This is a genomic window from Kocuria sp. CCUG 69068, assembly GCF_020833785.1.
Classification (GTDB): Bacteria; Actinomycetota; Actinomycetes; order Actinomycetales; family Micrococcaceae; genus Kocuria; species Kocuria rosea.
The window spans coordinates 1-25,793 of the sequence record NZ_PDDL01000031.1; the positions used below are offsets into that span (position 1 = coordinate 1).

19 protein-coding genes are annotated in these 25,793 nt (G+C 72.7%); 7 read left to right on the forward strand and 12 right to left on the reverse strand.

Annotation, left to right across the window (positions count from 1 at the left end; translation table 11 throughout):
* The coding region (locus CRM73_RS08170) for a LacI family DNA-binding transcriptional regulator (RefSeq protein WP_229587339.1) at positions 1-867 on the reverse strand (867 nt) is incomplete at its 3' end.
* 195 nt (positions 868-1,062) lie between these two features.
* Between CRM73_RS08170 and CRM73_RS08175 the strand changes: the two genes are divergently transcribed.
* Positions 1,063-2,241, forward strand: coding sequence for a Gfo/Idh/MocA family protein (locus CRM73_RS08175; RefSeq protein ID WP_109222527.1), 1,179 nt, complete (start codon positions 1,063-1,065; stop codon positions 2,239-2,241).
* On the forward strand, positions 2,238-3,245 hold the full coding sequence (locus tag CRM73_RS08180; RefSeq protein ID WP_109222528.1) for a sugar phosphate isomerase/epimerase: 1,008 nt from the start codon (positions 2,238-2,240) through the stop codon (positions 3,243-3,245). Before CRM73_RS08175 ends, CRM73_RS08180 begins: the two co-directional genes overlap by 4 nt.
* 78 nt (positions 3,246-3,323) lie before the next feature.
* Here CRM73_RS08180 and CRM73_RS08185 read toward each other — a convergent pair whose 3' ends face one another.
* From CRM73_RS08185 to CRM73_RS08205, 5 genes are all read right to left on the reverse strand, one after another.
* Positions 3,324-3,689 carry an aldo/keto reductase gene (locus CRM73_RS08185; RefSeq protein ID WP_217987542.1) on the reverse strand — a complete coding sequence of 122 codons (366 nt, stop codon included), beginning with the start codon at positions 3,687-3,689 and terminating at the stop codon, positions 3,324-3,326.
* Between the two features lie 12 nt (positions 3,690-3,701).
* The gene (locus CRM73_RS08190; protein WP_229587341.1) at positions 3,702-3,854 is read right to left on the reverse strand and encodes a hypothetical protein; all 153 of its coding nucleotides are present in this window, start codon (positions 3,852-3,854) and stop codon (positions 3,702-3,704) included.
* A complete protein-coding gene (locus tag CRM73_RS08195) occupies positions 3,851-5,338 on the reverse strand; it encodes an MFS transporter (RefSeq protein ID WP_229587342.1) in 1,488 nt (495 codons plus the stop codon). Before CRM73_RS08195 ends, CRM73_RS08190 begins: the two co-directional genes overlap by 4 nt.
* 8 nt (positions 5,339-5,346) lie before the next feature.
* Positions 5,347-6,264: a 5-deoxy-glucuronate isomerase gene (gene iolB, locus CRM73_RS08200; RefSeq protein WP_109222530.1), complete on the reverse strand. Its 918-nt coding sequence runs from the start codon at positions 6,262-6,264 to the stop codon at positions 5,347-5,349.
* 65 nt (positions 6,265-6,329) lie between these two features.
* Positions 6,330-7,070 (reverse strand): GntR family transcriptional regulator, encoded by a 741-nt coding sequence (locus CRM73_RS08205; RefSeq protein ID WP_229587343.1) that lies wholly within the window; start codon positions 7,068-7,070, stop codon positions 6,330-6,332.
* Between the two features lie 191 nt (positions 7,071-7,261).
* Here CRM73_RS08205 and CRM73_RS08210 point away from each other — a divergent pair, with 191 nt between their 5' ends.
* The 4 genes from CRM73_RS08210 (at position 7,262) to CRM73_RS08225 (ending at position 11,464) form a co-directional block, all read left to right on the forward strand.
* A complete protein-coding gene (locus CRM73_RS08210; protein WP_109243256.1) occupies positions 7,262-8,290 on the forward strand; it encodes a substrate-binding domain-containing protein in 1,029 nt (342 codons plus the stop codon).
* A gap of 29 nt (positions 8,291-8,319) precedes the next feature.
* Positions 8,320-9,420, forward strand: a complete 1,101-nt coding sequence (locus tag CRM73_RS08215; RefSeq protein WP_229587344.1) for an ABC transporter permease — start codon at positions 8,320-8,322, stop codon at positions 9,418-9,420.
* Positions 9,421-9,429: 9 nt separating this feature from the next.
* The gene (locus tag CRM73_RS08220) at positions 9,430-10,314 is read left to right on the forward strand and encodes an ATP-binding cassette domain-containing protein (RefSeq protein ID WP_370658532.1); all 885 of its coding nucleotides are present in this window, start codon (positions 9,430-9,432) and stop codon (positions 10,312-10,314) included.
* Between the two features lie 85 nt (positions 10,315-10,399).
* The gene (locus CRM73_RS08225; protein WP_229587345.1) at positions 10,400-11,464 is read left to right on the forward strand and encodes a Gfo/Idh/MocA family oxidoreductase; all 1,065 of its coding nucleotides are present in this window, start codon (positions 10,400-10,402) and stop codon (positions 11,462-11,464) included.
* 34 nt (positions 11,465-11,498) lie between these two features.
* Here the strand turns inward: CRM73_RS08225 and purU are convergent, their stop codons facing one another.
* The 5 genes from purU to CRM73_RS08250 form a co-directional block, all read right to left on the reverse strand.
* Positions 11,499-12,365, reverse strand: coding sequence for a formyltetrahydrofolate deformylase (gene purU, locus CRM73_RS08230; RefSeq protein ID WP_229587346.1), 867 nt, complete (start codon positions 12,363-12,365; stop codon positions 11,499-11,501).
* A gap of 619 nt (positions 12,366-12,984) precedes the next feature.
* Positions 12,985-14,130 (reverse strand): VIT1/CCC1 family protein, encoded by a 1,146-nt coding sequence (locus tag CRM73_RS08235; RefSeq protein ID WP_035926957.1) that lies wholly within the window; start codon positions 14,128-14,130, stop codon positions 12,985-12,987.
* 242 nt (positions 14,131-14,372) lie between these two features.
* Positions 14,373-15,611 (reverse strand): benzoate/H(+) symporter BenE family transporter, encoded by a 1,239-nt coding sequence (locus CRM73_RS08240; RefSeq protein WP_229587347.1) that lies wholly within the window; start codon positions 15,609-15,611, stop codon positions 14,373-14,375.
* A gap of 188 nt (positions 15,612-15,799) precedes the next feature.
* A complete protein-coding gene (locus tag CRM73_RS08245; protein WP_229587348.1) occupies positions 15,800-17,212 on the reverse strand; it encodes a hypothetical protein in 1,413 nt (470 codons plus the stop codon).
* 208 nt (positions 17,213-17,420) lie between these two features.
* Positions 17,421-20,783 carry an SNF2-related protein gene (locus CRM73_RS08250; protein ID WP_229587349.1) on the reverse strand — a complete coding sequence of 1,121 codons (3,363 nt, stop codon included), beginning with the start codon at positions 20,781-20,783 and terminating at the stop codon, positions 17,421-17,423.
* A 127-nt stretch (positions 20,784-20,910) separates the two neighbouring features.
* Here CRM73_RS08250 and CRM73_RS08255 point away from each other — a divergent pair, with 127 nt between their 5' ends.
* Positions 20,911-24,036: a hypothetical protein gene (locus CRM73_RS08255; protein WP_229587350.1), complete on the forward strand. Its 3,126-nt coding sequence runs from the start codon at positions 20,911-20,913 to the stop codon at positions 24,034-24,036.
* Positions 24,037-24,134: 98 nt separating this feature from the next.
* On the opposite strand, the gene CRM73_RS08260 is transcribed toward CRM73_RS08255, so the two are convergent.
* Positions 24,135-25,721 (reverse strand): GMC family oxidoreductase, encoded by a 1,587-nt coding sequence (locus CRM73_RS08260; RefSeq protein WP_229587351.1) that lies wholly within the window; start codon positions 25,719-25,721, stop codon positions 24,135-24,137.
* Between the last annotated feature and the right edge of the window lie 72 nt (positions 25,722-25,793).

The following is a 25,793-nucleotide window of genomic DNA, read 5'->3' on the forward strand; positions in this document are numbered from 1 at the left end:
GCGGCTGTCGACGGTGGTCAGCCGCAGGAGATGGGTGGAGGCGATGGGGGAGTCGTCGTAGCCGACCACCGAGAGCTCCTGCGGCACGCGCAGCCCGCGCTCACCGGCCGCCGCGAGCGCCCCCATGGCCATGGTGTCGTTGGCGGCGAAGACCGCCGTGGTCTCCGGAGCGGCGTCGAGCAGGCGCACCGCGGCGGCGTAGCCGTCCTCCTCCGTGGTGGCACCGTGCCCGGCGACGGTGCGGGGCTCGAGGCCGGCCGCGGCCATCGCCGCCGCGAAGCCCTCCGCCCGCAGCCGGGCCGCTCCGCCGCCGCCCGTGAGGTGGCCGATGCCGCGGTGGCCGAGGCCGATCAGGTGCTCCGTCGCCAGGCGCGCGCCGAGCCGGTCGTCGTTGGCGACGACCTCGGCACCCGGCACCACGCCCTCCCGGTGGCCGGCCACCACGACGGGCAGTCCCTCGGGCACGCGCATGGCCCCGGTCGGCTCGGTGGCGATCACCAGCCCGTCGACGCGCATCGACAGGAAGCCGTCCAGCGGGTGCGCCTCCACGTGCGCGTTGAGCGTGTGGTCGGCGACCGCGATGCGTAGCCCGTGCGGCGCCAGGCCCTCCTGCAGACCGCGCAGCAGCTCCACGAACCACAGGTTCCGCCAGTCGTCGATGACCACCCCGATGGTGCGCGTCGTCGCCCCGGCCAGCGCCGCGGCGGCCTGGCTGGGGCGGTAGCCCAGCCGCTCCACCGCCTCCAGGACGGCTGTCCGCCGGGCCTCGGAGACGCTGGGGGAGCCGCGCAGGACGAGGGACACCAAGGACTTGGAGACGCCCGCGCTCCGGGCGACGTCGTAGATGGTGGGCGGTCGAGTGTTCACCACAGCATTGTCCCCGATCGCTCTCCCGAATTTGTCCTGACAAATCTCTTGACCCGGTCCGCAGAAGATCCTACGCTCGTTGGAGCGCTCCAATCGTGACCGGTGCCACAGGGCCCGGAGCGACGGCCGCTCTTCGTGCGTGTTCGTCCCCTTTCCCGAACCGTCCCCGTCCCGTCCCCAGTCCAGGAGAGAAACATGACCGACAGCATCGGCATCGCCGTCATCGGCGCCGGCATGGCAGGCCAGGCCCACGCGGCCGCCTACCGTGTGGCCCCCACGCTCTACGATCCCGTCCTGCCCCCGCTGCGCTACGTGGCCGTCGGCGACGTCAACGAGACCCTGGGGGCTCACGTGGCCCGCCGCTACGGCTACCAGAAGGCCGTCGGGTCCTGGGAGGCGGTCGCGGAGGATCCGGAGATCGACGTGGTCAGCGTCGTTATCGCCAACCGCTTCCACCGCCGGGCGGTCGAGGGCCTGCTGGAGGCGGGCAAGCACGTGCTGTGCGAGAAGCCGCTCAGCGACACCCTCGAGGACGCCCGCGCCATGGCCGCCGCCGCCGAGCAGGCGCAGTCCGTCGCCCGGATCGGCTTCACCTTCCGGCGCACCCCCGGCATCGCCGCGATCCGCGACCTGATCCAGGACGGCACCCTGGGCAAGGTCCTGCACTTCAGCGGCCGGTACTGGACCGACTACGGGTTCAACCCCAAGGCCCCGATGAGCTGGCGCTACAAGGGCGGCCCCGGCTCCGGGGCGCTGGCCGATGTCGGCAGCCACCTGGCCTACGTCGCGGAGTTCCTCTGCGGCGACATCGCCTCCGTGTCCGGCGGACGCCTGGCCACCACCATCACCGAACGCCCCCTGCCCCTGGGCGCGGTGACCGGCCACCACCTGGTGGAGGTCAGCGACGTCCACGAGCCGGTCGAGAACGACGACTACGCCGCCTACTCCGCGGAGTTCGCCTCCGGCGCCGGCAGCCTCGAGGTCTCCCGGGTGGCCGCCGGGCACCCCAACACGCTGACCTTCGAGGTGTTCTGCGAGAAGGGTGCCGCGCGGTTCAACCAGCTGCGCCCGGCCGAGATCGAGCTGTTCCTCACCGACGGACCCGAGGCCACCAACGGCTACCGCACCGTCAACCTCGGCCCCGGCCACCCCTACCTGTCGCAGGGACTGGCCATGGACGCCCCCGGTGTGGGCTTCGGCCAGAACGACGCCTTCGGCTACCAGGCCCGCGCCTTCCTCGAGGAGGTCGCAGGTCTGGACGAGTCCGCCTCGCTGCCGCGCAACGCCTCCTTCGCGGACGGCGTGCACAACATGGAGATCCTGGGGGCGGCCGTGGAGTCCGCCACCCACCACGGAAAGAAGGTCACCCTGTGAAGCTCGGCGTCTACAACGCGATCCTGCACGACCGCCCGCTCCCGGAGGCCCTGAAGGTCATCGCCGACCTCGGCCTGACCGGCATCGAGATCAACACCGGTGGATTCCTGCCGGCCGTCCACGTCCCGGACATGGACCAGATCCTCGAGAGCGACGCCGCCCGCGACGACTATCTCGCGATCTTCGAGGGCACCGGCGTGTCGATCGCCGGGCTGAACTGCAACGGCAACCCGCTGCACCCCAAGCGTGCCATCGGGGAGAAGCACGCCGAGGACATCCGCCGCTCCATCCGGCTGGCCGAGCGGCTGGGCCAGACCCGGGTGGTCACCATGTCCGGGCTGCCCGGCGGGGAGCCCGGGGCCACCGTGCCCAACTGGATCGTCAACGCCTGGAACTCCGCCTCCCTGGACGTGCTGGACTACCAGTGGGGTCTCGTCGCCGATTTCTGGCGGGAGACCGACCGGATGGCCGCCGACCACGGCGTGAAGGTGGCCCTGGAGCTGCACCCGCAGAACGTCGTCTTCAACACCGCCGACGTCCGCAAGCTCATCGAGCTGACCGGGGCCACCCACGTGGGGGTGGAGCTCGACGCCTCGCACCTGTTCTGGCAGCAGATGGACCCGGTCGCCGTGGTCCGCGAGCTCGGCCCGCTGATCCTCCACGCGGCCGCGAAGGACGTGCGGATCAACAAGGACAACGCCGCGCTCTACGGTGTGCTGGACAACAGCTTCCGCCGCCTCTCCCCCGAGGAGGACCGCACCAACCTCGGCGGCGACGAGTGGGCCAACGAGTGGCCGAAGGACTCCGCGTGGGACTTCGTGGCGCTGGGCCGCGGCCACGACACCGCCTACTGGGCCGAGTTCCTCACCGCGCTGCACGAGGTCGACCCGGACATGGCGGTCAACATCGAGCACGAGGACGTCTCCCTGGGCCGGATCGAGGGCCTCGAGATCGCCGCCGGCGTCCTGAAGGGCGCCGCCGCGTCCGTCGGCGCCCTGCGCTGACACCGTCCACGGACGACGACAGGGCCCCCTCCGGGTGGAGGGGGCCCTGTCGCGCACCTGGGCCGGTGGAGCGGGGGCTCAGAACTCCTCGTACTCCTCGGGGTCCTGGCCCCAGATGCGACCCTGCTCCAACCTGTCGACGGCGGCCATCTGCTCGGGACTGAGCTCGAAATCCAGTTCCCGGTTGACGCGGCGTCGCTCCGGGTTCGCGGAGGTGGGGATCGGGACGACCCCCTGCTGGACGTGCCAGCGCAGCACGACCTGACCGGTCCCGACGCCGTGGGCGCGGGCGATCTCCTCCAGTGCCGGTTCGGCCAGCAGGGCCCCGCCCCGCCCGAGCGGGCTCCAGCTCTGTGTGAGGATGCCGTGCTCGGCGTGGAACTGTCGCTGCGGGCGCTGTCCGAAATAGGGGTGCATCTCGATCTGGTTCACCGCCGGAGTCACCCCGGTGGCCTCCTAGCTCAGGGCGGTGTCCAGCAGCCGGTAGCCCAGGTCCAGGGCGTGCTCGGTGACTGCGGCGGAGTCCGCCTCTTCGTGCGGGAAGGTGCCGAAGCCGAGGGCCGGCAGGGGCGTGGCGTCGCTGAGCGGGCGTTCGGGAAGAGCGGTCATGGTGTCCTCTTTCCTGAAGGGGTGCGGGGTGGCGCCGGGACGGTGGTGGCGTGCCCGCTGACGTGCTCGGCCACCGAGGGTGGGAGCCGCAGCGCACTGACCAGGGGCAGCAGGAGCAGGGTTGCCATGACGGCGAAGGCCGCCCGGTACGGGAGCAGGTCTCCGGCCTCGGGGAGAATTCCGGCAGCGGCCGAGGCCAGCTGCAGGACGAGGGCTCCCACGGCGATCCCCAGCCCGGTGGCCAGTTGCGCGCTGGTGGCGGACAGGGTGTTCGCCGAAGAGATCTGCGCCGGTTCCACGTCGGCGAACTGCAGGGAGTTGTAGGCGGTGAATCCGATCGAGCGCAGCGCCCCGCTGGCCAGCAGCAGCAGGGTGACGAGCCACAGGGGCGTGCCCGGAGCCAGGAGCAGGAACGTCGCGATGCAGACCGCACCGCCGGACACGGAGGCGATGAGGACGGTGCGGAACCCGAACCGGCGCAGCAGCGGGGTGGTGGCCGGCTTGACGCCCACGTTGCCGAGGAACACCGCGGTGACGAGCAGACCGGACTCCACGGGCGACCGGCCGAATCCGTCCTGGAGCAGCAGCGGCAGCAGGAACGGGACCGAGCTGACGACCGCCCGGTAGACGAAGCCGCCCGAGTTCGCCGCCCGGTAGCCGGCGATCCGGTAGACCCGCAGGTCCAGCAGGGGGTTCGCGGCGCGCAGCAGCCAGCGCACGGCGACGGCTCCGCTGAGGGCCGCGACGCACAGCAGCCCGACCGCGGCGCCGGCCCATCCGGCGTGCGGAACGAGCTGCAGACTGGCGACCAGGCCGAACACGGCGACCGTGCACCACAGCAGCCCCGGCACGTCGAGGGACCGGCGTTCGGTCTCCGTGTCGCGGACGAGCCGCAGCGCCGCGACGAGGGCCGCCGCGCCCACCGGGACGTTGATCAGGAAGATCCAGTGCCAGCTCGCCCAGGAGGTCAGCAGCCCGCCCACGAGCGGGGCCAGCACGGGCGCGAGCAGCGCCGGCCACGTGATCCATGCGATGGCCCGCAGCAGATCGCGCCGGTCCGCGGCGCGCAGGACGATGAGCTGCCCGACCGGGACCATCATGGCCCCGCCGAGGCCCTGAAGGACCCGCGCCGCCACCAGTGCCGGGAGGCTGCTGCCGGCAGCGCACAGGAGGGAGGCGAGCGTGAAGACGACAATGGATGCGCAGAACACCCACCGGGGCCCGAATCGGCCGGCGAGCCAGCCGCCCACGGGGATGAACGTGGCCACCGTGACGAGGTAGACGGTCATCGCGAGGCCGATCTCGGCGCTGCCGACGCCGAGATCGGCCGCGATGCTCGGCGCCGCGGTGACGAGGATCGTGCCGTCGAGGTGCTCCATGAACAGCACGGTGGACACGAGCAGCGCGAGCCGGCGGCTCCATGTGCGGGCGGTCCCGTCGTCCGGGGGACGAGTCCGGGTGCGGTCGCCCGGACGGATCGGCACGGAACCGGTCAGCGGCCGAAGGGCAGCCGGGGGTCGACGGCCGACTCGTCCCAGGTCCGGCGGATCCAGCCGTGGTGGGGGTCGTCGCTGATCAGCCACTCCCGCACCCGGCCCGGCCCGGCCATGACGTTGAGGTAGTACAGGTCGTAGCCGGGGGTCGCCATGGCGGGCCCGTGCCAGCCGTAGGGCACCAGGACGACGTCGCCGGAGCGCACCTCGGCGCTGACGTCGATGGGGCGGTCGTCCGAGGCGTAGACCCGCTGGTAGCCCATGGGGTCGGTGCCGCCGGACTCCGGGGCGGGCATGCCCTCGGCGAGCTGCGTCTCGAAGTAGTAGATCTCCTCCAGGGCGGTCTCCCCGTCCTTCTCCTCGTCGTGCTTGTGCGGCGGGTAGGAGGACCAGTTGCCGGCCGGGGTGAGCACCTCGCACACGATGAACCGGTCGGCCTCCAGTGCGGCGGGCGTGCCGAAGTTGTGCACCTGGCGCGAGCAGTTCCCCGCCCCGCGCAGCTCCACCGGGATCTCCTCGCGGGTCACGAGCCGCGTCGGGTGCTCCGCGCGGGCGGGCGCCGAGGCCACGGCCACCCGGCCGCCGGTGGCGGTGGACACGGTCAGGTCCCGGCGGATCCCGGTGTAGAGGACGTCGGTGGGGCCGGCGAAGACCGACGGCCGGCCGGCGAGGTCGTAGCGCTCGCCGCCCGTCTCGGCGGTGAAGCTCCCCGCCAGGGGCACCACGATGCGCTCCTCCTCGGCGGCGTCCAGGTGGATCCGTCCGCCCGGGCCGAGGTCGGCCACGCGCAGGCCCGTGTGGGCCCAGCCGGGGACTTCGGCGGCGGAGTCGTGGCCGCCCAGGGAGACGAACCAGCCGTCCTGGGCGGCGGAGTCCTTGGGGTGGACCCATTCGGGGCGGGGGCTGTCGGTGTGCATGGGTCGGTGTGCCTTCCGGTGTCGTCGTCGTGCGGTGGTCTCGGGCCGCGGCGGTGGTCCGGCGCTCAGCGCTGGACGAGGGTCAGCTCGAAGGTGTACTTGTCGGCCCGGTACACGTGCCGGCCGGTCTCCACCTGCCGGCCGAGGTCGTCCATGGCGGTGCGGTGCATGCTGACCAGCGCGGCGCCGGGCTCGACGCCCAGCTGCTCCGCCTGGAACGCGTCGGCCGAGACGGCGCCCACCCGCTGGTGGGCCAGCTGGAAGTTGACGCCCTGGCCGCGCATGAGGGAGTACAGCCCTTCCTGCTCGAGCTGCTCGCGGGTGAGCTCGCACAGCGCGCAGGGGATCCAGTTCTCCATGAGGGCCAGCGGCTCGCCGTCCGTGCCGCGCAGGCGCATGAGGTGGTAGACCTCGTCGCCCGGCGCGATGCCCAGCAGCAGCGCCACCTCGTCGTCGGCAGGGATCCGCGCGAAGTCCAGCACGTCCGTGCTGGGACTGCCCCCGCTGCGCTGGAGGTCCTCGTGCAGACTGGTCAGCTCGAGCGAGCGGCGGACCTGGCTGCCCACCACCTGGGTGCCCACACCGCGCTTGCGCACCAGCAGCCCGGCGCGCACGAGCTGGTCCATGGCCTTGCGCATGGTGGGCCGGGACAGGTTGAGCCGGTTGGCGAGGTCGATCTCGTTGTCCAGCTTGGTTCCCGGGGGCAGCTCACCGCTGCGGATCGCGTCCTCCAGCCCCTGCGCCACCTGGTGGTAGAGGGGCACGGGGGAGGTCTTGTCGACCGTGAGACGGAGTGGGCCGGACATGGTGGACCTCCAAGGAGTGGAACCGAGCGGGCGGGACCGCCGACTTCCTCCATTGTGAAGGGGGAGATGTGAATATGTCCATACATTCTATTGACATCTGTGATCCGGGTCACCCAGGATGATCCCCAAGCGGACGGCCGAGGCGGCGCCCCGAGGCGCGAGGCCCCGCAACGACACGAGGAGAAATTCCCATGAGTGCACGACGTCCTTCCCCCGAGAGCCTGCGGCCCAGGGCACCCCGGCGTCTCCTGGCCGCCGCCGCCCTGCTGGTCCCGGCCATGGCGCTCGCCGGCTGCTCGTCCGAGGGCGGCCGGGAGACCACGGCCGCGGGCGAGGGCGGCGGCGGCCAGGCGGCCCAGACCGAGCAGATCAAGATCGCCATGATCACGCACGCCGCCCCGGGCGACACGTTCTGGGACCGGATCCGCGCGGGCGCCGAAGAGGCCTCGGCGAAGGACAACGTGGAGTTCCTCTACGCCTCCGATCCCGAGGGCGGGCGCCAGGCCCAGCTCGTGCAGCAGTACATCGACCAGGGCGTCGACGGGATCGCCGTGACCCTGGCCAAGCCCGACGCCCTGCGGGACGTGCTGGCCCAGGCCGAGGAGGCCGGCATCCCGGTGGTGACCCTCAACGCCGGCGAGAACGAGTTCGAGGACCTCGGCGCGTTCGCGCACTTCGGGTCCGACGAGCAGCTGGCCGGGCAGACGGCGGGGGAGCGGCTCAAGGAGGAGGGCCTGCAGCACCCGATCTGCGTGATCCAGGAGCAGGGCCACGTGGGCCTCGAGGCCCGGTGCGCCGGCGTCAAGGAGGCGCTGCCGGAGACGGAGATCCTCTACGTGCAGGGCACGGACATGACCCAGGTGTCCTCGACCGCCACGGCCAAGCTGCAGGCCTCGACGGAGGCCGACTCGATCATCGGGCTCGGCGCGCCCTACACGATGACCCTGCTCGAGGCGAAGGAGTCGGCCGGCAGCGACGCGACCGTCGCGTCCTTCGACATGAACGGCGACCTCGCCCAGGCCGTCGTCGACGGCGACGTGCTGTTCACCATCGACCAGCAGCCGTGGCTGCAGGGCTACCTGTCCGTGGACTCCCTGTGGCAGAACCACCGGGGCGCCTTCAAGATCGGCGGCGGCCAGGCGACGCTCACGGGTCCCGCCGTCGTGGACTCGTCGAACGCCGAGGACGTCCTCGAGTACGCGAACGAGGGCATCCGCTGAGCGGGCCCGGGAACCAGGAGCAGAAGGCCATGACCTCCACCCGTACACCGGCCGCCGCACCGGCGCCGGACCGCGGCTCCTCCGGAGCCCCCTCCACGCCCGCCGCCGCGGCCCCGGCCGACGAGCGCATCCAGACCAAGGGCCTGCTGGGCACCTTCCTGGCCCGCCCCGAGATCGGGGCGCTGGTCGGGGCGATCGTGGTGGCGCTGTTCTTCGCCGTCGCCGCCCCCTCGATCACCCAGGCCCAGTCCATCTCCACCGTGCTGTACGGGGCCTCGACCATCGGGATCATGGTGGTGGGGGTGTCCCTGCTGATGATCGGCGGGGAGTTCGACCTCTCCACCGGGGTGGCCGTGATCACCTCCGCGCTGGCCGCCTCGATGTTCAGCTGGTTCTTCGCCGTCAACGTCTGGGTCGGGGTGGGCATCGCCCTGCTGACCTCGCTGGCGATCGGGCTGATCAACGGCTGGCTGCTGATGCGCACCAAGCTGCCCTCCTTCATCGTGACCCTGTCGACGTTCCTCATGCTCACGGGGCTCAACCTGGCCCTGACCCGGCTGATCGGCGGCTCGGTCTCCTCGCCCTCGATCAGCACCATGGACGGCTTCGACTCCGCCAAGGCGATCTTCGCCTCCTCGGTGACCATCGCCGGGGTGAACGTGCGGATCACCGTCTTCTACTGGATCGCCCTGGTGGCGGTCGCCACGTTCATCCTGCTCAAGACGAGGATCGGCAACTGGATCTTCGCGGTGGGCGGGGACGAGAACGCCGCCCGCGCCGTGGGCGTGCCGGTGGCGAAGACCAAGATCGGTCTGTTCATGGGCGTGGGCCTGTGCGGCTGGCTGCTGGGCATGCACAACCTCTTCGCCTTCGACTCCGTGCAGTCCGGGGAGGGCGTCGGCAACGAGTTCCTCTACATCATCGGCGCCGTGATCGGCGGGTGCCTGCTCACCGGCGGCTTCGGCTCCGCGATCGGCGGCGCCCTGGGCGCGCTGATCTTCGGCATCGCGTCGCGGGGCATCGTCTACGCCGAGTGGAACCCGGACTGGTTCAAGTTCTTCCTGGGCCTGATGCTGCTGCTGGCCACCATCGTGAACATGTACGTGCGCAAGCGCGTCGAGAGGAAGTAGGTGACCACCGTGTCGACGCAGAACACGCCCACGGGCACCACCACCGACACCGCCGCGCCCCTGGTGGAGCTCGCGGACGTCGGCAAGCGCTACGGCAACATCATCGCCCTGCGCGAGGTCACCATGACCGTCGACGCCGGGAAGGTCACCTGCGTGCTCGGCGACAACGGGGCCGGCAAGTCCACCCTGATCAAGATCATCGCCGGGCTGCACCAGCACACCGACGGGACTCTGCGGGTCGGCGGGGAGGAGACCACCTTCACCTCGCCCCGGCAGGCCCTCGACGCCGGGATCGCCACCGTGTACCAGGACCTGGCCGTGGTCCCGCTGATGCCGGTGTGGCGCAACTTCTTCCTGGGCTCCGAGCTCACCACCGGGTTCGGGCCGTTCAAGCGCCTGGACGTGGCGAGGATGAAGGAGACCACCAAGCAGGAGCTCGCGGACATGGGCATCGACCTGCGCGACGTGGACCAGCCCATCGGCACGCTGTCCGGCGGCGAGCGCCAGTGCGTGGCCATCGCCCGCGCGGTGCACTTCGGGGCGAAGGTGCTGATCCTGGACGAGCCCACCGCGGCCCTGGGCGTGAAGCAGTCCGGGGTGGTGCTGCGCTACATCCTCCAGGCCAAGGAACGCGGCCTGGGCGTGGTGTTCATCACCCACAACCCGCACCACGCCTACCCCGTGGGGGACCGGTTCCTGCTGCTCAAGCGCGGGCGGTCCATCGGCTACTACGAGAAGAAGGACATCCTGCTCGGGGACCTCACCGCCCAGATGGCCGGTGGCGCCGAGCTGGAGGAGCTCACCCACGAGCTCGAGCAGCTCGGCGGGCACACCTCGCAGATGCAGCAGGTCCAGGCCGACATGGCCGAGTCCCAGGCCCGCCCCCGCGCCTGAGCAGACCCCGGCCCCGCGCCCCCGGAGGACTCCGGGCGCGGGGTCGGTCCCACCGCACCCCTCCCCGTCGAAAGGACTCCCCGCCATGACCGTCCGGATCGGACTGATCGGCGCCGGCCGCATCGGCGCCATGCACGCCGCCCACCTCGCCGCCCTGCGCGATCCCGGCGGTGAGCCGGCGGTGCGGCTGAGCATCGTGGACGCCGTGCCCGAGCAGGCGGCCGCCGTGGCCGGCCGGACGGGGGCGGTGCCGCAGCCCACGGTCGAGTCGCTGGTCGAGGACGGGGTGGACGGCCTCGTCGTGGCGACCGGCACGGCCACGCACCCGGAGCTGATCCGGACGGGTCTGGCCGCGGGGCTGCCGGTCTTCTGCGAGAAGCCGGTGGCGCTGTCCGTGGCGGAGGCGCTGCCCCTGCTCGACGAGATCGAGCGCGTGCAGGGCGTGGTCCAGATCGGTCACCAGCGCCGCTTCGACCCCGGCTACGTCCGGGCCCGGGAGCTGTACGCCGCGGGCGAGCTGGGCTGGCTGCACACCGTGCGCGCGATGACCGGTGACATGACCCCGCCGCCGGTCGAGTTCCTCGCGACCTCGGGCGGGCTGTTCCGGGACTGCTCCGTGCACGACGTCGACGTCCTCCGCTGGATCACCGGCCGCGAGGTCGTCGAGGTGTACGCCCGCGGGTCCAACCGCGGGGACCCCCGGATCGGCGAGGTGGGCGATGTCGACACCGCGCTGGCCGTGCTCACCCTCGACGACGGCACGGTGGCCACCGTGGCCGCGACCCGCTACAACGGCGCGGGCCACGACGTGCGGCTCGAGCTGCAGGGCTCGAAGGGCTCGGTGGCCGTGGGGATGGACGAGCACATGGCGATGCGCTCGGCCGAGCCCGGGGTCGGGTTCCCGGCCGGGCCCCCGCACACCACGTTCCACGAGCGCTTCGCCGAGGCCTACCGCCGCGAGATGGCGGCCTTCGTGCGGGTGGTGCGCGGGGAGATCGCCAGCCCCTGCACGGCCCGCGACGCCGTGGCCGCCTCCCGGGTGGCCGACGCCGCGCAGCACTCGCTCGAGACGGGCGCCCCGGTCCGGGTGGAGCCTCTCGGGACGTCCGACGGCTCGGCGCCGCCGGTCCGCCGGCCCGCCCGCGCGTGAGCGCGCCCGGCCGCCCCGGGGCGCGGGGGCCGGGTCAGACCAGGACGATGGTGCGGTTGCCGGAGAGCACCACGCGGCCCTCGGCGTGCCACTTCACGGCGCGGGACAGCGCCTGCATCTCGGCGTCGCGGCCCACCGCCACGAGGTCCGCCGGGGTGTGGGCGTGGTCCACGGGCATGACGCGCTGGGCGATGATCGGGCCCTCGTCGAGGTCCGCCGTCACGTAGTGGGCGGTGGCCCCCACCATCTTCACGCCCCGGGCGTAGGCCTGGTGGTAGGGCTTGGCGCCCTTGAACGAGGGCAGGAAGGAGTGGTGGATGTTGATGCACTTCCCCGACAGCTGCCGCGTCAGCTCGTCGGAGAGCACCTGCATGTAGCGGGCCAGCACGACCAGCTCGACGTCGTAGCGGTCCACGAGCTCGAGCAGCCGGCCCTCGGCCTGCGGCTTGGTCGCTGCCGTGACGGGGACGTGGTGGAAGGGGACCTCGTGCCACTCCACGAGGCTCTTGTGGTCGAGGTGGTTGGAGACCACGGCCACGATCTCGATGGGCAGCTCGCCGATCCTGGTGCGGTGCAGCAGGTCCGTGAGGCAGTGGGAGAAGCGGGACACCATGACGAGCACCCGGGTCCGGCGCTGCACGGAGACCAGCCGGAACCGCATGTCGTGCTGCTCCGCGACCGGGGCGAAGCCCTCGGTCAGGGACTCCACGGTGGCGGTGCCGGCCTCGCTGACGGTGTGGCAGCGGATGAAGAACTCGTCGGTGAAACGGTCCGAGAAGTGCTTCACGTCGAAGATGTCGCAGCCCTGCTGCGTCAGGTTGGACGTGATGGCGCTCACGAGCCCGTGGGCCTCGGGGCAGTGGACGGTCAGGACGTGTTCGACGGTCCCCTGGGCGGGCATGGGCGGGCTCCTCGGCGCTGATGACGGGTGCGCCGCGCGGTCCGGTCTCGACGACGGCGGGCGCGGCCCTACGATCCTAGCCCCAGCGGGCAGGGCGCCAGGACGGCGTGCGGAGCGGGACGACCGGGGCGGAGGTGGTGCGGTGTAGACCGATGGCCGCGGGAACGGGCGGTAGGAGTCCGCCCGGCGCGGGGAGAGATGCGCCTCCCATGGAGGACCCGCGGCCATCGGCAGGCGTTGAACGCCTCAACAGAGGAGAGCCGTGGGCTGAGCGGCTTTCAGAACACGGATGCCGCAGACGGTGCACCCCCCAGTGCGTCCGAATCGGTCCGATCCGTGCAATTTCCCCCATTGCTGTGGTTCTCACCACGATCGCAACCTTATCCGACGCGGTGCCGCGTCCGCACCCGGTTTCCGCGGGGAATTCGCGGGGCGAGCCCTGAGCCGCCGGCCGCCCCCGGAACGTGGGCCCGTCGGCGGGGCGCGGGGGCGGCGGAATCGGCAGGGAATCCGCTCCGACCAGGGGTTTCGCGGACGGTTGCGGAGCCGGGGGCTCCGCCGGCCGCCCGGGATGTCCCCTCAAGTGAGGACAGCCTCGGTTTGCCTTCGTGACGACCGGTCAGGCGACGCTCGTGTTGAAGAGCAGGCCGAGGAGATACGTGGCCAGGGCGGCGCCGTAGCCGATGGCCAGCTGGCGCAGCCCGCGCTTCCAGGGTGAGGCCCCGGAGAGCAGCCCGACCAGGCCGCCCGTCACCAGCAGGGCGAGCCCCACGAGGACGAGGGCCACGAGCATCGCGGGGACCCCGGTGAGGCCCGCCAGGTACGGCAGGATCGGGATGATCGCGCCGGAGGCGAAGAAGCAGAAGCTCGACGCCGCGGCCCCCAGGTCGGTGCCGAGGGCCACGGTGGAGTGCGGCGCCGGCTCGTCCTCGACGGTGTCGCGGAACGACCGGGAGGGATCGCAGTCGCACTCGAAGAAGCCCAGCCGCTCCGCCGCACGGTGCTCGGCGGCCTCCTCGCTCATGCCCCTCGCCCGGTAGATCAGCACGAGCTCGTTGGCGTCCAGGTCCAGGTTCGGCGCCACGTGCAGCGTCACCTGGGTCGGCTGGGAGGCGTCGAGCAGCTCGCGCTGCGAGCGCACGGACACGAACTCCCCGGCCCCCATGGACAGCGCTCCCGCGAGCAGGCCGGCGATGCCCGCGAAGAGCACCATCCCGGGGGAGGTGCCGGTGGCGCCCACGCCCATGACCAGCGCGAGGTTGGACACGAGGCCGTCGTTGGCGCCGAAGACCGCTGCCCGGAAGTTGCCGGAGAGCTTGTGCCGGCCCTCGGTGGCGAGGGCGCGGATGATCTCCTCGTGCACCGCCTCGTCGGCCGCCATGGCGTCGGACGCGTCCTCCTCCCGGTCGTAGGGGGAGCGGCTCTCGGCGCGCTGGATCAGGGCCAGGACGAAGACGGAGCCGAAGTGCGTGGCGAGGAAGATCAGCAGCCGGGAGTACAGGGACGGCCGGGCCTCGGCCTCCGCGTGGGGGCCGAGCAGCCGGACCCAGTGCTCGGCGTGGCGCTGCTCGGCCTCGGCGACCTGGTGCAGGATCTCCTGCTCCCGGCCGGTGCTGCGGGCGGCGAGGAGGCTGTAGATCCGCGCCTCGGCGCGCTCCTCCGCGAGGTACTTGCGCCAGCGGCGGATCTGTCCGCGCTCGGGCCGGGCCGGGCGGGCGGGGTCTCCCCGGGGCGTGGGGGCGTGGGCGTCGGGTGCGGGTGTCATGCGGCCTTCCTCGGGCCCGGGGCGGCACGGGGCGCGCGGGGTCCGACCGGGGTGCGGTGTCGTCCGGAAGGTCTCGTTCGCCCGCGGGCACGGGTGGGCTGCCGGGACTCCTCGTCGAGACCGGGATGGCGACAGACCGACGGGTGCACGGCACCCGGGAACTACTCCCCTTCGCTTCCCGACGAGTGTAGACCCGGGGCGCCGGCCCCGGGATTCGGTGCGCCGAAGCCGCGCGGGAGTGCTCAGCGGGTGGCGGCCGCCGCGGGGCGGCGCAGGATCGTGTACGACCCGATGCCCGCGAGCATGCCCCAGAACGGGGAGACGATGCCGTAGGGGGCGATGCCGGAGACCGTGACCACCAGGGTGATGAGCGCCGCCTCGATGACCGCCGGCTGGTGCCGGCCGGGGTGCATGCTGTCGAAGAAGGACCCCTGCAGGGCGCCCAGCAGGGCCACCCCCGCGAGGGCCGTGATCATCCCCGGGGGGATCGCGGCGAACGCGGCGACGAGGGTGTCCGCGAACAGGCCGAAGAGGACGTAGAAGACCCCGCACGAGATGCCGGCCACGTAGCGGCGGCCGAGGTCCGGGTGGGACTCGGGGCTGGTCGCGATGCCCGCGGTGACGGCCGCGAGGTTCAGGGCGTGGCTCCCGAAGGGCGCGAAGGCGACCGACGCGACGCCCGAGGCGCCGAGCAGCAGGCGGTCGCGGGCGGCGTAGCCCGCCGTGTGCATCATGGCCAGGCCCGGGGCGTTCTGCCCGGCCGCGGTCACGATCAGCAGCGGGATGCTGATCCCGGCGATCGCCTCCCACGAGAACGTGGGCACGGTCAGCACCGGCTGGGTGAGGGACAGGTCCAGGGCCACGGGCTCGATCCGGCCTCGGAAAAGAGCCGCCAGCACGCCCAGGCCCAGCGCGGCGAAGACGGCGTAGCGGGGGAAGAACCGCCGGCCCAGGAGGTAGCCGAGGACGAGGGCGCCCGCCACCCACGGGTTCTCGACGACGGCCGCCGCCACCTTGATGGCGAAGGGGAAGAGCACGCCGGCCAGGACGGCGGCGGTGATGGGCTTCGGCACGGCGGCCAGGATCCGGCCGATCAGCCCCGTCACGCCCAGGACCAGGCCCAGGACGCCCGTGACCACGTAGGCGCCCACGGCGTCGGAGAAGGAGTAGCTGCCGAGCGAGGTGATGAGCAGCGCAGCCCCCGGGATGGACCACGCCACCATGACGGGCTGGCGCGTCCACAGGCTCATGAGGGCGCAGGTGACGCCGGAGCCGACCGAGACGGCCCACAGCCAGGAGGAGGTGAGCTCCGGGCTGAGCCCGCCCGCCCGCGCCGCCTCGAGGACCACGAGCACGGGCCCCGAGTAGGAGACGACGACGGCCACGAAGCCCGCCAGGGCCGCCGACGCCGACCAGTCCCGCCGGAGGCCGCGGGCAGGCTGCCCGTCCTGCCGGGTGGTGCTCGGCACGTGGCGGCTCATGGGGTGCTCCTGGGGGCGGGGTCGGGTGACGGCGTCCGGCCGCAGGACCGGACGGCGGCGTCAGGACCGGACGGCGCCACCCGGTGGCGGAACAGCGGACCGTGCCAGCCTAGGACGCCGCTCACCCGGGGATAAATATCGATCCTGCATGATTCTCCGCCCCCGGCATATGAGTGGGCGGGCGGGGCTCAGGAGTCGACGGTGTCCGGGGCCGCCGGGGTGCGCCACTGCCGGCGCTCGGGGGCGATGACCGAGGCCTCGTCGCGGGTCTCCGCGGGGAAGGAGCCCACGCCCCAGTGGAAGCGGTACGGGTCGGCGCAGCCCCAGCCGAAGCGCAGGCCCTCGACGAGCTTCTGCGCCGCCTCCGGGAAGCCCAGCGGGGCCGTGGTCCACGGCTGGTCCCAGCCCGTGGGCTCGTTCCACTCGTCCTCGTGGAAGAAGGTGGCGTCCACGGGCCAGGCCGCGTGCGCGAGCTGGCCGCCCGAGAGCACGGCGCACTCCACGCCGTGCGGGCCGACCCCGGCCCACGCGACGGGCGCCTCCGACCGGTCGTCGTCGCGCTCGTACTCCACGACGAGGAAGTCGTTCCAGGGCAGCCGGGCGAGCACCGTGGCGATGAGCCGGCGCAGGTCCTCCCACACGTCCTCGCCGGCCACCGGGGCCGCCGCGTCCGGCAGGACCACGCCGATGCCGGCGCGGCCCAGCATCTCCTGGGCCTCCGGGGTGGCCAGGTCGGACCAGGTCCTCGTGTCGGCGAAGCCGTCCCCGACGGGCTCCCCGGCCGGCTGGCGGGCGGAGGCGAAGCGCATGGCCTCCTCCCAGGAGCCGAAGAACCGGCGGACGCCGTCGAAGTAGGGGCGGCGGGTGCTGCCCGCCTCCTGCTCGACGACCCACCGGCCGTAGCGGGCGGTGGTCGGGTGGTGGCCGGCGCTGCGGCAGTGGGAGAGGAACGCCGTCACGGCGGTCGCGTACTCCTCCTCCGTGAAGACGTGCTCGAGGGCGGGCTCCGCGCCGGCCTGCAGCCCGATCCGCTCGAGCGCCACGTCCCACCGCCCGCCGCCCAGGCGCTGGGAGACGGTGCGCTCGGGTGCGGGCCAGTGGTGGGCGAGCACGCACAGGAAGTCGGACTCCGTGCACAGGCCCAGCCGGGCGATCTCGTAGCTGTGCGCGCTGAGCGGGCGGCAGGAGGCCTTCTCGGTGCAGTGCTGCTGGGCGGCCCCGATCAGCCCCAGGGTCCGCCGGGTGAGCGAGCCGTCGGCGTCGGACGCCGCGAGCAGCCCCGTGACGTCGCGGACCAGGGCCGTGCTCAGGTTCAGCGCCGCGTAGTCCGGGGCCGGGGCCAGGCCGAGGTGCTGGGCCATGACCAGCCACACGCCGGCGCCGACCGCACCGTCGTTGAGGTCCGGGGCCGAGGCGTCCTGCGGGAAGCGCTCGCCCAGGTGGGCGATCGCCGCGTCCAGCAGGGCGGTCGACTCCTCGGGGAACAGCAGCTGGAAGCGCATCCGCACCTGGCCGCGGGTCATCCCGCGGTCGGCCATCGCGTGGATCAGGGAGCCATAGCGCTGCACGAAGGCTGCGAGACCCGCCACGGCATGGGGCATGGAGGATCCTCCGGTCGGATGGTCAGATGGTCGGATCGGCTCAGGGAAGGCGCCCGGGCCGAGGGGGCCGCGCCGCCGTACGACACCACGCCGCCGTACGACACCACGCACTTCAGATGCTAGTGCCTGCTCCCCGGTCGCCGCGCGTGCGGGGGAATGTGACCCCCTGATGACGCGTCCAGCAACGGCCGGTGGACGAACCCGCAGGTCACGGCGTGAGCAGGCCCCGGATGTCCTCGGCGGTGAGGGCGCTGGAGAACATCCTGTCGTCGTCCAGCACGGCGGTGAACAGCCTGGCCTTGCGCTCCTTGAGCTCCATGACCTTCTCCTCGATCGTGTCCCGGGCCACGAGCCGGTAGACCATGACCTTCTTCTGCTGGCCGATCCGGTGGGTCCGGTCCACGGCCTGCTCCTCGGTGGCGGGGTTCCACCACGGGTCCAGGAGGAAGCAGTAGTCCGCCTGGGTGAGGTTGAGCCCGAAGCCGCCGGCCTTGAGGCTCACCAGGAACACGGGGACCTGCCCGGACGTGAAGCGCTCGAGCACCCGGGCCCGGTCCGTCGTGGAGCCGTCGAGGTAGGCGTAGGGGATCCGCAGCTCGTCCAGGCGGGCCGCCGCCTTCTTGAGGAAGCTCGTGAACTGGCTGAACACCAGGGGCCGGTGGCCCTCCGCCACGATCTCGGGCAGGTGCTCGAAGAGCAGGTCGAGCTTGCTCGAGGAGACGTCCGCCGTGGGGTCCACGAGAGACGCGTCGAGACTGAGCAGGCGCAGGGTCGTCAGGGACTGGAAGATCGTGAACCGGTTGCGGTCGAGGTCGCGCAGCAGGCCCAGGACCTTCTGCCGCTCGCGCTGCAGGCGCGTGTCGTAGATGCGGCGGTGCGCGGGGGAGAGCTCCACCTCGATGGTCTGCTCGAGCTTGGGGGGCAGCTCCAGGTCCACGGACTCCTTGGTGCGGCGGAGCATGAGGGGCTTGACGCGACGGCGCAGCCGGGCGAGGGCGGCGGCGTCCTCCCCGCGCTCGATGGGGCGCTGGTAGGTCTCCGTGAACTTCCGCCGGGACGGGAACAGGCCGGGCGCCGTCAGGGACAGCAGCGCCCACAGCTCCACGAGGCTGTTCTCGAGGGGGGTGCCCGTGATCGCCAGCTTGAACGGGGCGTCCAGGTCCTTCGCGGCCCGGTGCGCCTTGGTCCGGGGGTTCTTCACGAACTGCGCCTCGTCGAGGAGCACCCCCGCCCAGGGCATCCCCCGGTAGGCGGCCTCGTCCAGGCGCAGCAGGGTGTAGGAGGTCACCACCACGCGGGCGCCGGCGGCGGCGTCCACGAGATCGGTGCCGGCCTTGGCCTGGGTGTCGGTCACGCCCACGACCGGCAGGGACGGGGCGAAGCGGCGGATCTCCGCCGTCCAGTTGGGCACCACGGAGGTCGGGGCGACCACCAGGAACGGGGGGAGGTCCGGGTCGCGCTCGACGGCGCGGCAGATCAGGGCGATGGCCTGCACGGTCTTGCCCAGACCCATGTCGTCGGCGAGGATCCCGCCCAGGCCGTGGTCCCACAGCACGCTCAGCCACGAGTAGCCGTCGCGCTGGTACGGCCGCAGCTCGGCGTGCAGGGTCGCGGGCACGGGGGGCGCCTCGAGGGTCTGGAGCTCGAGCAGGGAGCGCACCCCCTCCCGCCAGGCCTCGGCCTGGTCGGTGTCCGTCGCGACGTCCTCGAAGTCCTGCCACAGCCCGGCCTGGTGGCGGTGGATGCGCAGCGGTCCCTCGGGGGTCTCCTGCAGCGAGCGGGCCTCGGCGATCAGCTCGCGCAGCCGGTCGAACTCGGGGCGGTCCAGGGAGAACCAGGACCCGTCCGGGGCCAGCATCACGTCCTGGCCGAGGTCGAGGGCGCGGAAGACGTCGGCGAAGGAGATGTAGAACTCGCCCACCTTGACCGTGACCCCGAGGTCGAACCAGTCGCGGCGCTCGGTGGCGGCGGTGCTGACGGTGATGGTGGGCGGGTCGGCGATCTGCTGGTAGGCCATGCGCCCGCCGGTGTGCTCGATCCGCAGGTCCGGGACCTTTTCGAGGGCGGGCAGCCACTCCCGCACGAGCACCAGAGCGTCCTGCGCCACGTAGCTCGAGCGGCGGAAGTCCACCCCCGGCGCCCGGTGCCGGACGGCGGCGGTGACCGCCGTCTCCCAGGACGACTCGCGGTGGACGGGCTCGTCGGCGAGCGGGTCCTCGGGGCGGAAGGGCAGCAGGATCCGGTCGCGGCCCTTCTGGTACTCCCACTCCCAGCGGGCGCGGATCGTGAGCTCCTGGTGCTCCAGGGTGAGCACCAGCTCGGGGTCCGCGACCTGCGGCAGCTCGATCGACCCGTCCCCGGTGTCCACGTCCATGCTGCGGTGCAGGCGCGGGAAGTAGCGGTCGAAGAACTCCTCGACCTCGTCCTCGGGGATCCGCAGACCGCCCGCCGTGTCCAGGAACCGCCGCTGCTCGCGGGTGAGCCGGGTGGCCAGGGGCACGAGGCGCAGCGGGAAGACGTTGAGGTCCTCGGTGTCGGCGACGTCCTGCGGGTCCCCGTCCGGGGCGAACAGCCCGTGCCCGGGGTCCCCGATGATCCGGGCGGTGCCCAGGGCGATCCGGCGGCCGCCGCTGTCCACCGTGGGCCGCAGCTCGAGGTCCTTCCCGGGCCCGCGCAGCACGTCCACGTGGAAGCGTCCGGGCTCCTCGACCGTCACGGGCAGCCCGTGCTCCCGGCCGACCAGGGTGATCCCGGCGGTCTCCGCCCGGGCGAGGATGCCCCACAGGAGGGGGGAGGCGTAGGAGTCGAGCCGGATCCAGTGCCGGTCGTGCACCGCGTAGGGGGAGCGGGTGGCGCTCAGCGCCCGGAGCTCGTCGAACCAGTCGACCTGCGCGGGGCTCAGCGACCACCGGCCGGCGTCGGCGGTGACGCTCTCCCAGTCCAGCCCGCCCTTGATCCACCCGCCCCGCCGGCCCCGGCGCACCGGGCGGACGTAGAGGTGCCACGGCGAGCCCGCCCGCCCCGTGCCGTGCACGTAGCGGTACGGCTCCCGGCGCAGGTCGAACTCCAGGGCCACCCCCTCGGGCTCCTCGGCGGGCGGTTCCGCGGGGTCCGGCCCGCCCAGGATCTCGGTCAGGGCGTCCTTCCAGTCGGGTGCCCCGCCGCGTCGCGCGGGCGCGGTGCCCGCCCGGGGGGCGGCACCCTCGGGGGCCGCTGCGCCGGCCGGGGACGACGGCGCCGCGGTCCCGCCCTGCTGGTGGGCCCGGACCGCGGTCTCGAAGTTGTGGCGCAGCACGGTGGCCACGGCGTGCTTGCAGAACCCACCGGCCGGGCAGCTGCACCAGGCCGGTCCCGGTGCGCCGCCGGCCCCGACCCGCACGGAGACCGAGTACACCGACCCGGAGCCCTCGACCTCGGCGGAGAGGCTGCCGGACCCCTCGGCGCCCGGGGACCAGCGCACGGCGCGCACGCGTCCGGTGCGGAAGTACTCCTGGCCGCGGCGGAAGACGGCGGGCCCGGAGGCGGCGACGAGCCGCCGGGAGTCCACGAGGGGACCGGGAGGGGAGTGCATCGTCCCACCGTATCGGGCCGGGGCGCCGGGCGCCGCGCGTGCGGAGCGGCCCCGCGGGCTCTCTATAATCGAGGCGACCCCTCGAACGACGACAGCGGCCCCACGTGCGGCCGCGGACGGAGGACTCGTGCCCGACACTGCTGGGCTCCGCCTCGGAGACCATGCCATTGCCGACAGTGCCGAGGAGCTCGCCTACCTCCGCTGGAACGACGCGGTCTGCGCGGCGTTCTTCGGCCCGGACCGGGCGGGAGAGCTGATCTACCTCGACCTCGACGACAAGACGCTCGCCGCGATCGGCGAGGAGCGCGGCCTCGACGGGCCCTCGACCCTGCGGGCGCTCGCCGACTCGGTGACGCCCCTGCTGGTGACCGAGGACGGGCGGCGCTCGGTGTTCGACGTGTTCAACCGGCTCAACGGCCAGTGGTACCGCGCCACCCGCCGCAGCCTGGACTCCATCGCGGAGATCCCGCCGCCGCCCGTCGTCGCCCTGCTCGCCCTGTTCGCGCTCGCCGGGCGGCACATGTCGACCCTGGCCGCGCGCACGGGCAACAAGTCCGTCTCCACGTTCTTCCTGCCCCTGACCGTGCTCCTGCAGGCCGGCCCGGAGAACGCGAAGGCCCTCGAGTCCTCCTTCAAGAAGGACACCGAGGCGTACTGGGACGCGCTGCGCTACTGGCTCGAGCTGCGCAACGGCGAGATCGGGCTGCCCACGGCGTACGCGGTGAACCAGCGGCCGGTCGGGCTCGCGCTGTCCCAGACGATGTTCGGCGAGGCCGAGCGGCGGCAGCTGCACCGCATGTTCGAGGACCTGGGGATGACCACCGCGCAGGGGCTCTCCGCCGCCGAGCTCGGGGTCTACCTCGACTTCTGGCTCGACATGGCCGAGACGAAGGCGTCCAAGGCCATGAAGCAGGTCTGGGCGAACCCCCTCACCCGCGAGCCCGGTCTCGAGATCGCGCTCGCGGAGCTCGCGGTCTGGGAGCAGTCCCGCGAGCAGGCCCGCGCCGAGGTCCGCGCGAACGGCCGGGGGCCCGGTCGCAGCGCCGTGAAGTCCTGCTCGCTGTCCCTCACGGACAGCACCGACTACGTGGGCAACCCCGTGTTCGAGCTCGGCTTCGTGGTGCCCAAGCGCTTCCTCTCCGGCCGGGAGGTGGAGCTCGAGACCACGGCGGGGCCCCGCACCGTGTTCCTGTCCTTCATCGGGGACGCCTTCCTGGGGGTCTCCGCCTACACCGCGCGGATGGACCCGGGGACGCTGCTGGGCGGGACCCTGCAGCTCAGCGCCGGGGACGTGCGCTTCGAGCGCCACCCGCGTCCCGTCGTCATCTTCGCGAAGGACGGGTTCTCGGACACCTTCATCTCCGTGGACCACATCCCCGCGGCCTGGCCGTGCCGGATCATGGTCCGGGACGAGCCGGAGTGGATCGCCCAGATCAAGCGGATCCTCGACGACTCCGCCTCCCCGGACTACCGCTTCGTGGAGGCCGGCAGCCACGGCCTCGCCGAGGGGTGGGTGATGTTCGACGACGTGCAGGTGCTGCGCGCGGGCAACCCGGAGCTGACCGCGAACGACAACTTCTCCGGCCTGGTGCCCCGTCTCGTGCCCGCCGTGACCCTCTCCGGCGGGCTGCGGATCCCCGGCGACGTGGTGCGCTGGTCCGCGCTGCGCCCGCCGCAGGTGACCATCACCTCGGACACGGACGCGCCCCTCACCGTGGAGTGCGAGTGGCGCAACCCGCACTCCTTCAAGCTGGAGAAGGCCAAGCTCGTGGAGGGGCGCGTGCCCCCGTTCCAGATCTCGCTGCACGGCACGCCGATGGCGCGGGCGGACCGGACCCTCAAGCCCAACGACTACACCCTCGTCCTCAAGGCGGGGCGCACGGTCCGGCAGCGCCGCGAGTTCAAGCTCCGGGACTCGTCCTTCCACCTGACCCAGCGCTCCCTCGGCTACGAGGGCGAGATGGTGCACGTCGAGGAGGAGCCCCTGTGGCCCGTCACCGCGGGCATCGTGGCGGAGCTGCCCGAGCGGTACGTGCAGGGCGCGTTCGACAACCTGCCCGCACGGGAGGCCGCCGGGGACCACGAGGTCCCCGGCGCCCCGGGCTGGCACTCCTCGGAGGGGCAGCTGCTGCTCGAGCGCACCAACGCGCTGCCCGAGCCGGAGGGGCGCTCCTGCCTGGCCACCGGCCGGCACCGCATCGTGCTGCCGGCCATGGAGCCCAAGGCGAAGGCGCCGTGGATCTTCGGGCAGTGCGCCCAGTGCGGGCTGCAGAAGCGCTATCCGGGCCGGCTCACGAAGCCCTCCGCGCTCACCTCCACCGGCTCCGTGGAGGCGCTGCGCTTCATCGGCCCGGACGAGGGGGAGTACCCGACGTCCTGGGCGCCGTTCCGGGACGCCCTCACGTTCCTGGGCGGCGGGAAGCGCTCGAGCCTGTCCATCGTGGCCCGCCAGCTCGAGGACTCCGAGCGGTTCGAGGAGTGGTTCGTGGGCCACCTGCAGGCCCTCGGCTTCCTCGAGGTGGTCCGCGACGAGCACTGGACCGTGCGGCGCTGGCAGGTCTGCGGGCCCTCCCTCACCCAGCTCGTGGACGGCTCCGTGCTGCTCGCGGGCGGCTGGACCCCGGAGAAGGAGGCCGTGGTCGCGGAGGCGGCCGCGGCCCAGGAGGCGTCCGTGGTGGTGCTCTCCCCGGAGGACCACGGGACCACCCTGCTGCAGGACGTGGACCTCGGGACGCTGCAGGAGGCGCTGCCGGTGGGGCTGTGCGACGTCGTCTTCGACGCCGGGCCCGCGATGCTGGAGACCCTGCCCCCGCTGTCCGAGGTCGAGGAGCAGCTGCGGCGCGCGGAGATGCAGTACAACGGGGTGGCCGAGCGCTTCGTCCCCGAGGACGCCACGTGGGAGCTCACCGAGGACCGGAACCGCCCGGGGCTGTACCGGATCAACCACCACCACCGGACCCGGTACGCGTTCCGCACCCCGGCCGACGTCGAGTCCGGCCACGCCCGGTTCGTGGCCTCGGGCATCGGCAAGCACTTCGCGGCCCGGCAGGCGGGGGTGCCGATCGTCTCCTACGACCCCGAGCTGGAGCTGCTGTCCGTGCCCATCGGCGCGGAGCTGGCCGGGCTGTACGCCCGCGCCGCCGTCCTGTGCTCCGGGCTGCTGCCCGCCAAGGTGGACGAGGACTTCTCGCTCAACTACGGGGACGTCACGCCCGAGTTCGCCCAGGCCCTGGTGGACAAGCTCATGAGCTGAGCTGAGTGGGCGGCCGGGACGGACGGGCCCCGGGTCGGTGTGCGACCCGGGGCCCGTCCGCGCCCGGTCCGGCGGCGGGGGTGCTGCGCGGGACGCGCTCAGGCGTCCGCGGCGATCAGCTCCGCCGCGCGCTCCCCGATCATGTAGACGGTGATGTTGGGGTTCACCGTGGTCAGCTCCGGCATCACCGAGGCGTCGGCCACGCGCAGGCCCGCCACCCCCTTGACCCGCAGCTGCGGGTCGAGCGGGGACATCGGGTCGTCGGCCGGTCCCATCCGGCAGGACCCGGCCGGGTGGTAGACGGTGTTGTGGGTGCGCCGGACGTAGTCGGCGATCTCCTCGTCGGTCTGCACGTCCGGGCCCGGGAACAGCTCCGCACCGGCCCACTCGGCCAGCGCCGACTGGGCGACGATCTCCCGGGCCCTGCGGATCCCGGCGGTCATGATGCGCAGGTCGTAGCCCTCGGGGTCGGTGAAGTAGCGGGGGTCGACCCGGGGCTTGTCCCGGAAGTCCCGCGAGCGCAGCCGCACCGTGCCGCGGGAGCGCGCGTGGGTGACGTTCGGGGTGAGGCAGAAGGCGTTGTCCGAGGTGGGGTAGCCCTGCCGGTAGGTGTGCAGGTCGAAGTTGACCGAGCCGTAGTGCATCATCAGGTCCGGCCGGTCGGTGTCCGGGTCCACCTGGGTGAAGATCCCGGCCTCCCACCACTGGGTGGACTCGGTGACCATGGGCCGGCGGGCCTCCCACTGGAGCACGCCCTCGGGGTGGTCCTGCAGGTGCTCGCCGACGCCGGGGGCGTCCACGAGCACGTCCACGCCGACCTCGCGCAGGTGCTCGGCGGGTCCGATCCCGGAGAGCATCAGCAGCTTGGGGGTGTCGATGGCGCCGGCGGAGACGACCACCTCGCGGCGGGCGCGCACGGTCCGGGAGGTGCCGAAGGCGTTGTCGACCACCTCGACGCCGGTCGCCCGGCCGTCCTCGACGACCACGCGCTTGGCCTGGGTCGAGTGCAGGACCGTGAGGTTGTCCCGGTCGGCGGCCGGGTGCAGGTAGGACACGGACGAGGACGCCCGGGTGCCGTCGGCGCGGCGGTTGACCTGGAAGAAGTTCGCGCCGTTGACCACGGTCTTGCCGGTGTTGAAGGTGGTGCGCGGGATCCCCGCCTGCTCGCAGGCCTCGAGCAGGGCGACGCCGCACGGGTCGTCGTCCGGGATCTGCATCAGGCGCACGGGCCCGTCGTGGCCGTGGTGGGCGCCCTCGTCGTCGTTGGTCTCGAGCTTCTGGTAGAGCCGGAAGGCGGTCTCGGCGTTCCAGCCCTCGGCGCCGTGGACCTCCTCCCACTCGTCCAGGTCCTCGGCCGGGGCCCAGAACGCGATGCACGAGTTGTGCGACGAGCAGCCGCCCAGCACCTTGGCGCGGGCCATGCGCATGTGCGAGTTGCCGTTCTCCTGCTCCTCGACGGGGTAGTCCCAGTCGTAGCCGGACTCCAGCAGCTCCATCCACCGGCTGAGGGTCAGCACCTCGTCGATGCCCCGGTCGTGCGGTCCGGCCTCGATCAGCCCGACGCTCACGGACGGGTCCTCGGACAGGCGGGCGGCGACGACGGCGCCGGCGGAGCCGCCGCCGACCACCAGGTAGTCGAACTCCTGCGGGGTCTCGGGCGCTGGGGTGGTGCTGGGCGTGGTCATGTCTCTCCTTGGGAAGGTCTCGGGAAGTTTTCGGGGCGTGGCAGTTCTAGGGGCGCGCCGGCGTCGTCGTCG

Coding starts and splice junctions, on each gene's coding strand:
- CRM73_RS08235 (WP_035926957.1), bottom strand. CDS start 14,130: ATGACACCCGCACCCGACGCCCACGCCCCCACGCCCCGGGGAGACCCC.
- CRM73_RS08210 (WP_109243256.1), top strand. CDS start 7,262: ATGAGTGCACGACGTCCTTCCCCCGAGAGCCTGCGGCCCAGGGCACCC.
- CRM73_RS08190 (WP_229587341.1), bottom strand. CDS start 3,854: ATGACCGCTCTTCCCGAACGCCCGCTCAGCGACGCCACGCCCCTGCCG.
- CRM73_RS08260 (WP_229587351.1), bottom strand. CDS start 25,721: ATGACCACGCCCAGCACCACCCCAGCGCCCGAGACCCCGCAGGAGTTC.
- CRM73_RS08245 (WP_229587348.1), bottom strand. CDS start 17,212: ATGCCCCATGCCGTGGCGGGTCTCGCAGCCTTCGTGCAGCGCTATGGC.
- purU (WP_229587346.1), bottom strand. CDS start 12,365: ATGCCCGCCCAGGGGACCGTCGAACACGTCCTGACCGTCCACTGCCCC.
- iolB (WP_109222530.1), bottom strand. CDS start 6,264: ATGCACACCGACAGCCCCCGCCCCGAATGGGTCCACCCCAAGGACTCC.
- CRM73_RS08205 (WP_229587343.1), bottom strand. CDS start 7,070: ATGTCCGGCCCACTCCGTCTCACGGTCGACAAGACCTCCCCCGTGCCC.
- CRM73_RS08175 (WP_109222527.1), top strand. CDS start 1,063: ATGACCGACAGCATCGGCATCGCCGTCATCGGCGCCGGCATGGCAGGC.
- CRM73_RS08240 (WP_229587347.1), bottom strand. CDS start 15,611: ATGAGCCGCCACGTGCCGAGCACCACCCGGCAGGACGGGCAGCCTGCC.
- CRM73_RS08250 (WP_229587349.1), bottom strand. CDS start 20,783: ATGCACTCCCCTCCCGGTCCCCTCGTGGACTCCCGGCGGCTCGTCGCC.
- CRM73_RS08215 (WP_229587344.1), top strand. CDS start 8,320: ATGACCTCCACCCGTACACCGGCCGCCGCACCGGCGCCGGACCGCGGC.
- CRM73_RS08225 (WP_229587345.1), top strand. CDS start 10,400: ATGACCGTCCGGATCGGACTGATCGGCGCCGGCCGCATCGGCGCCATG.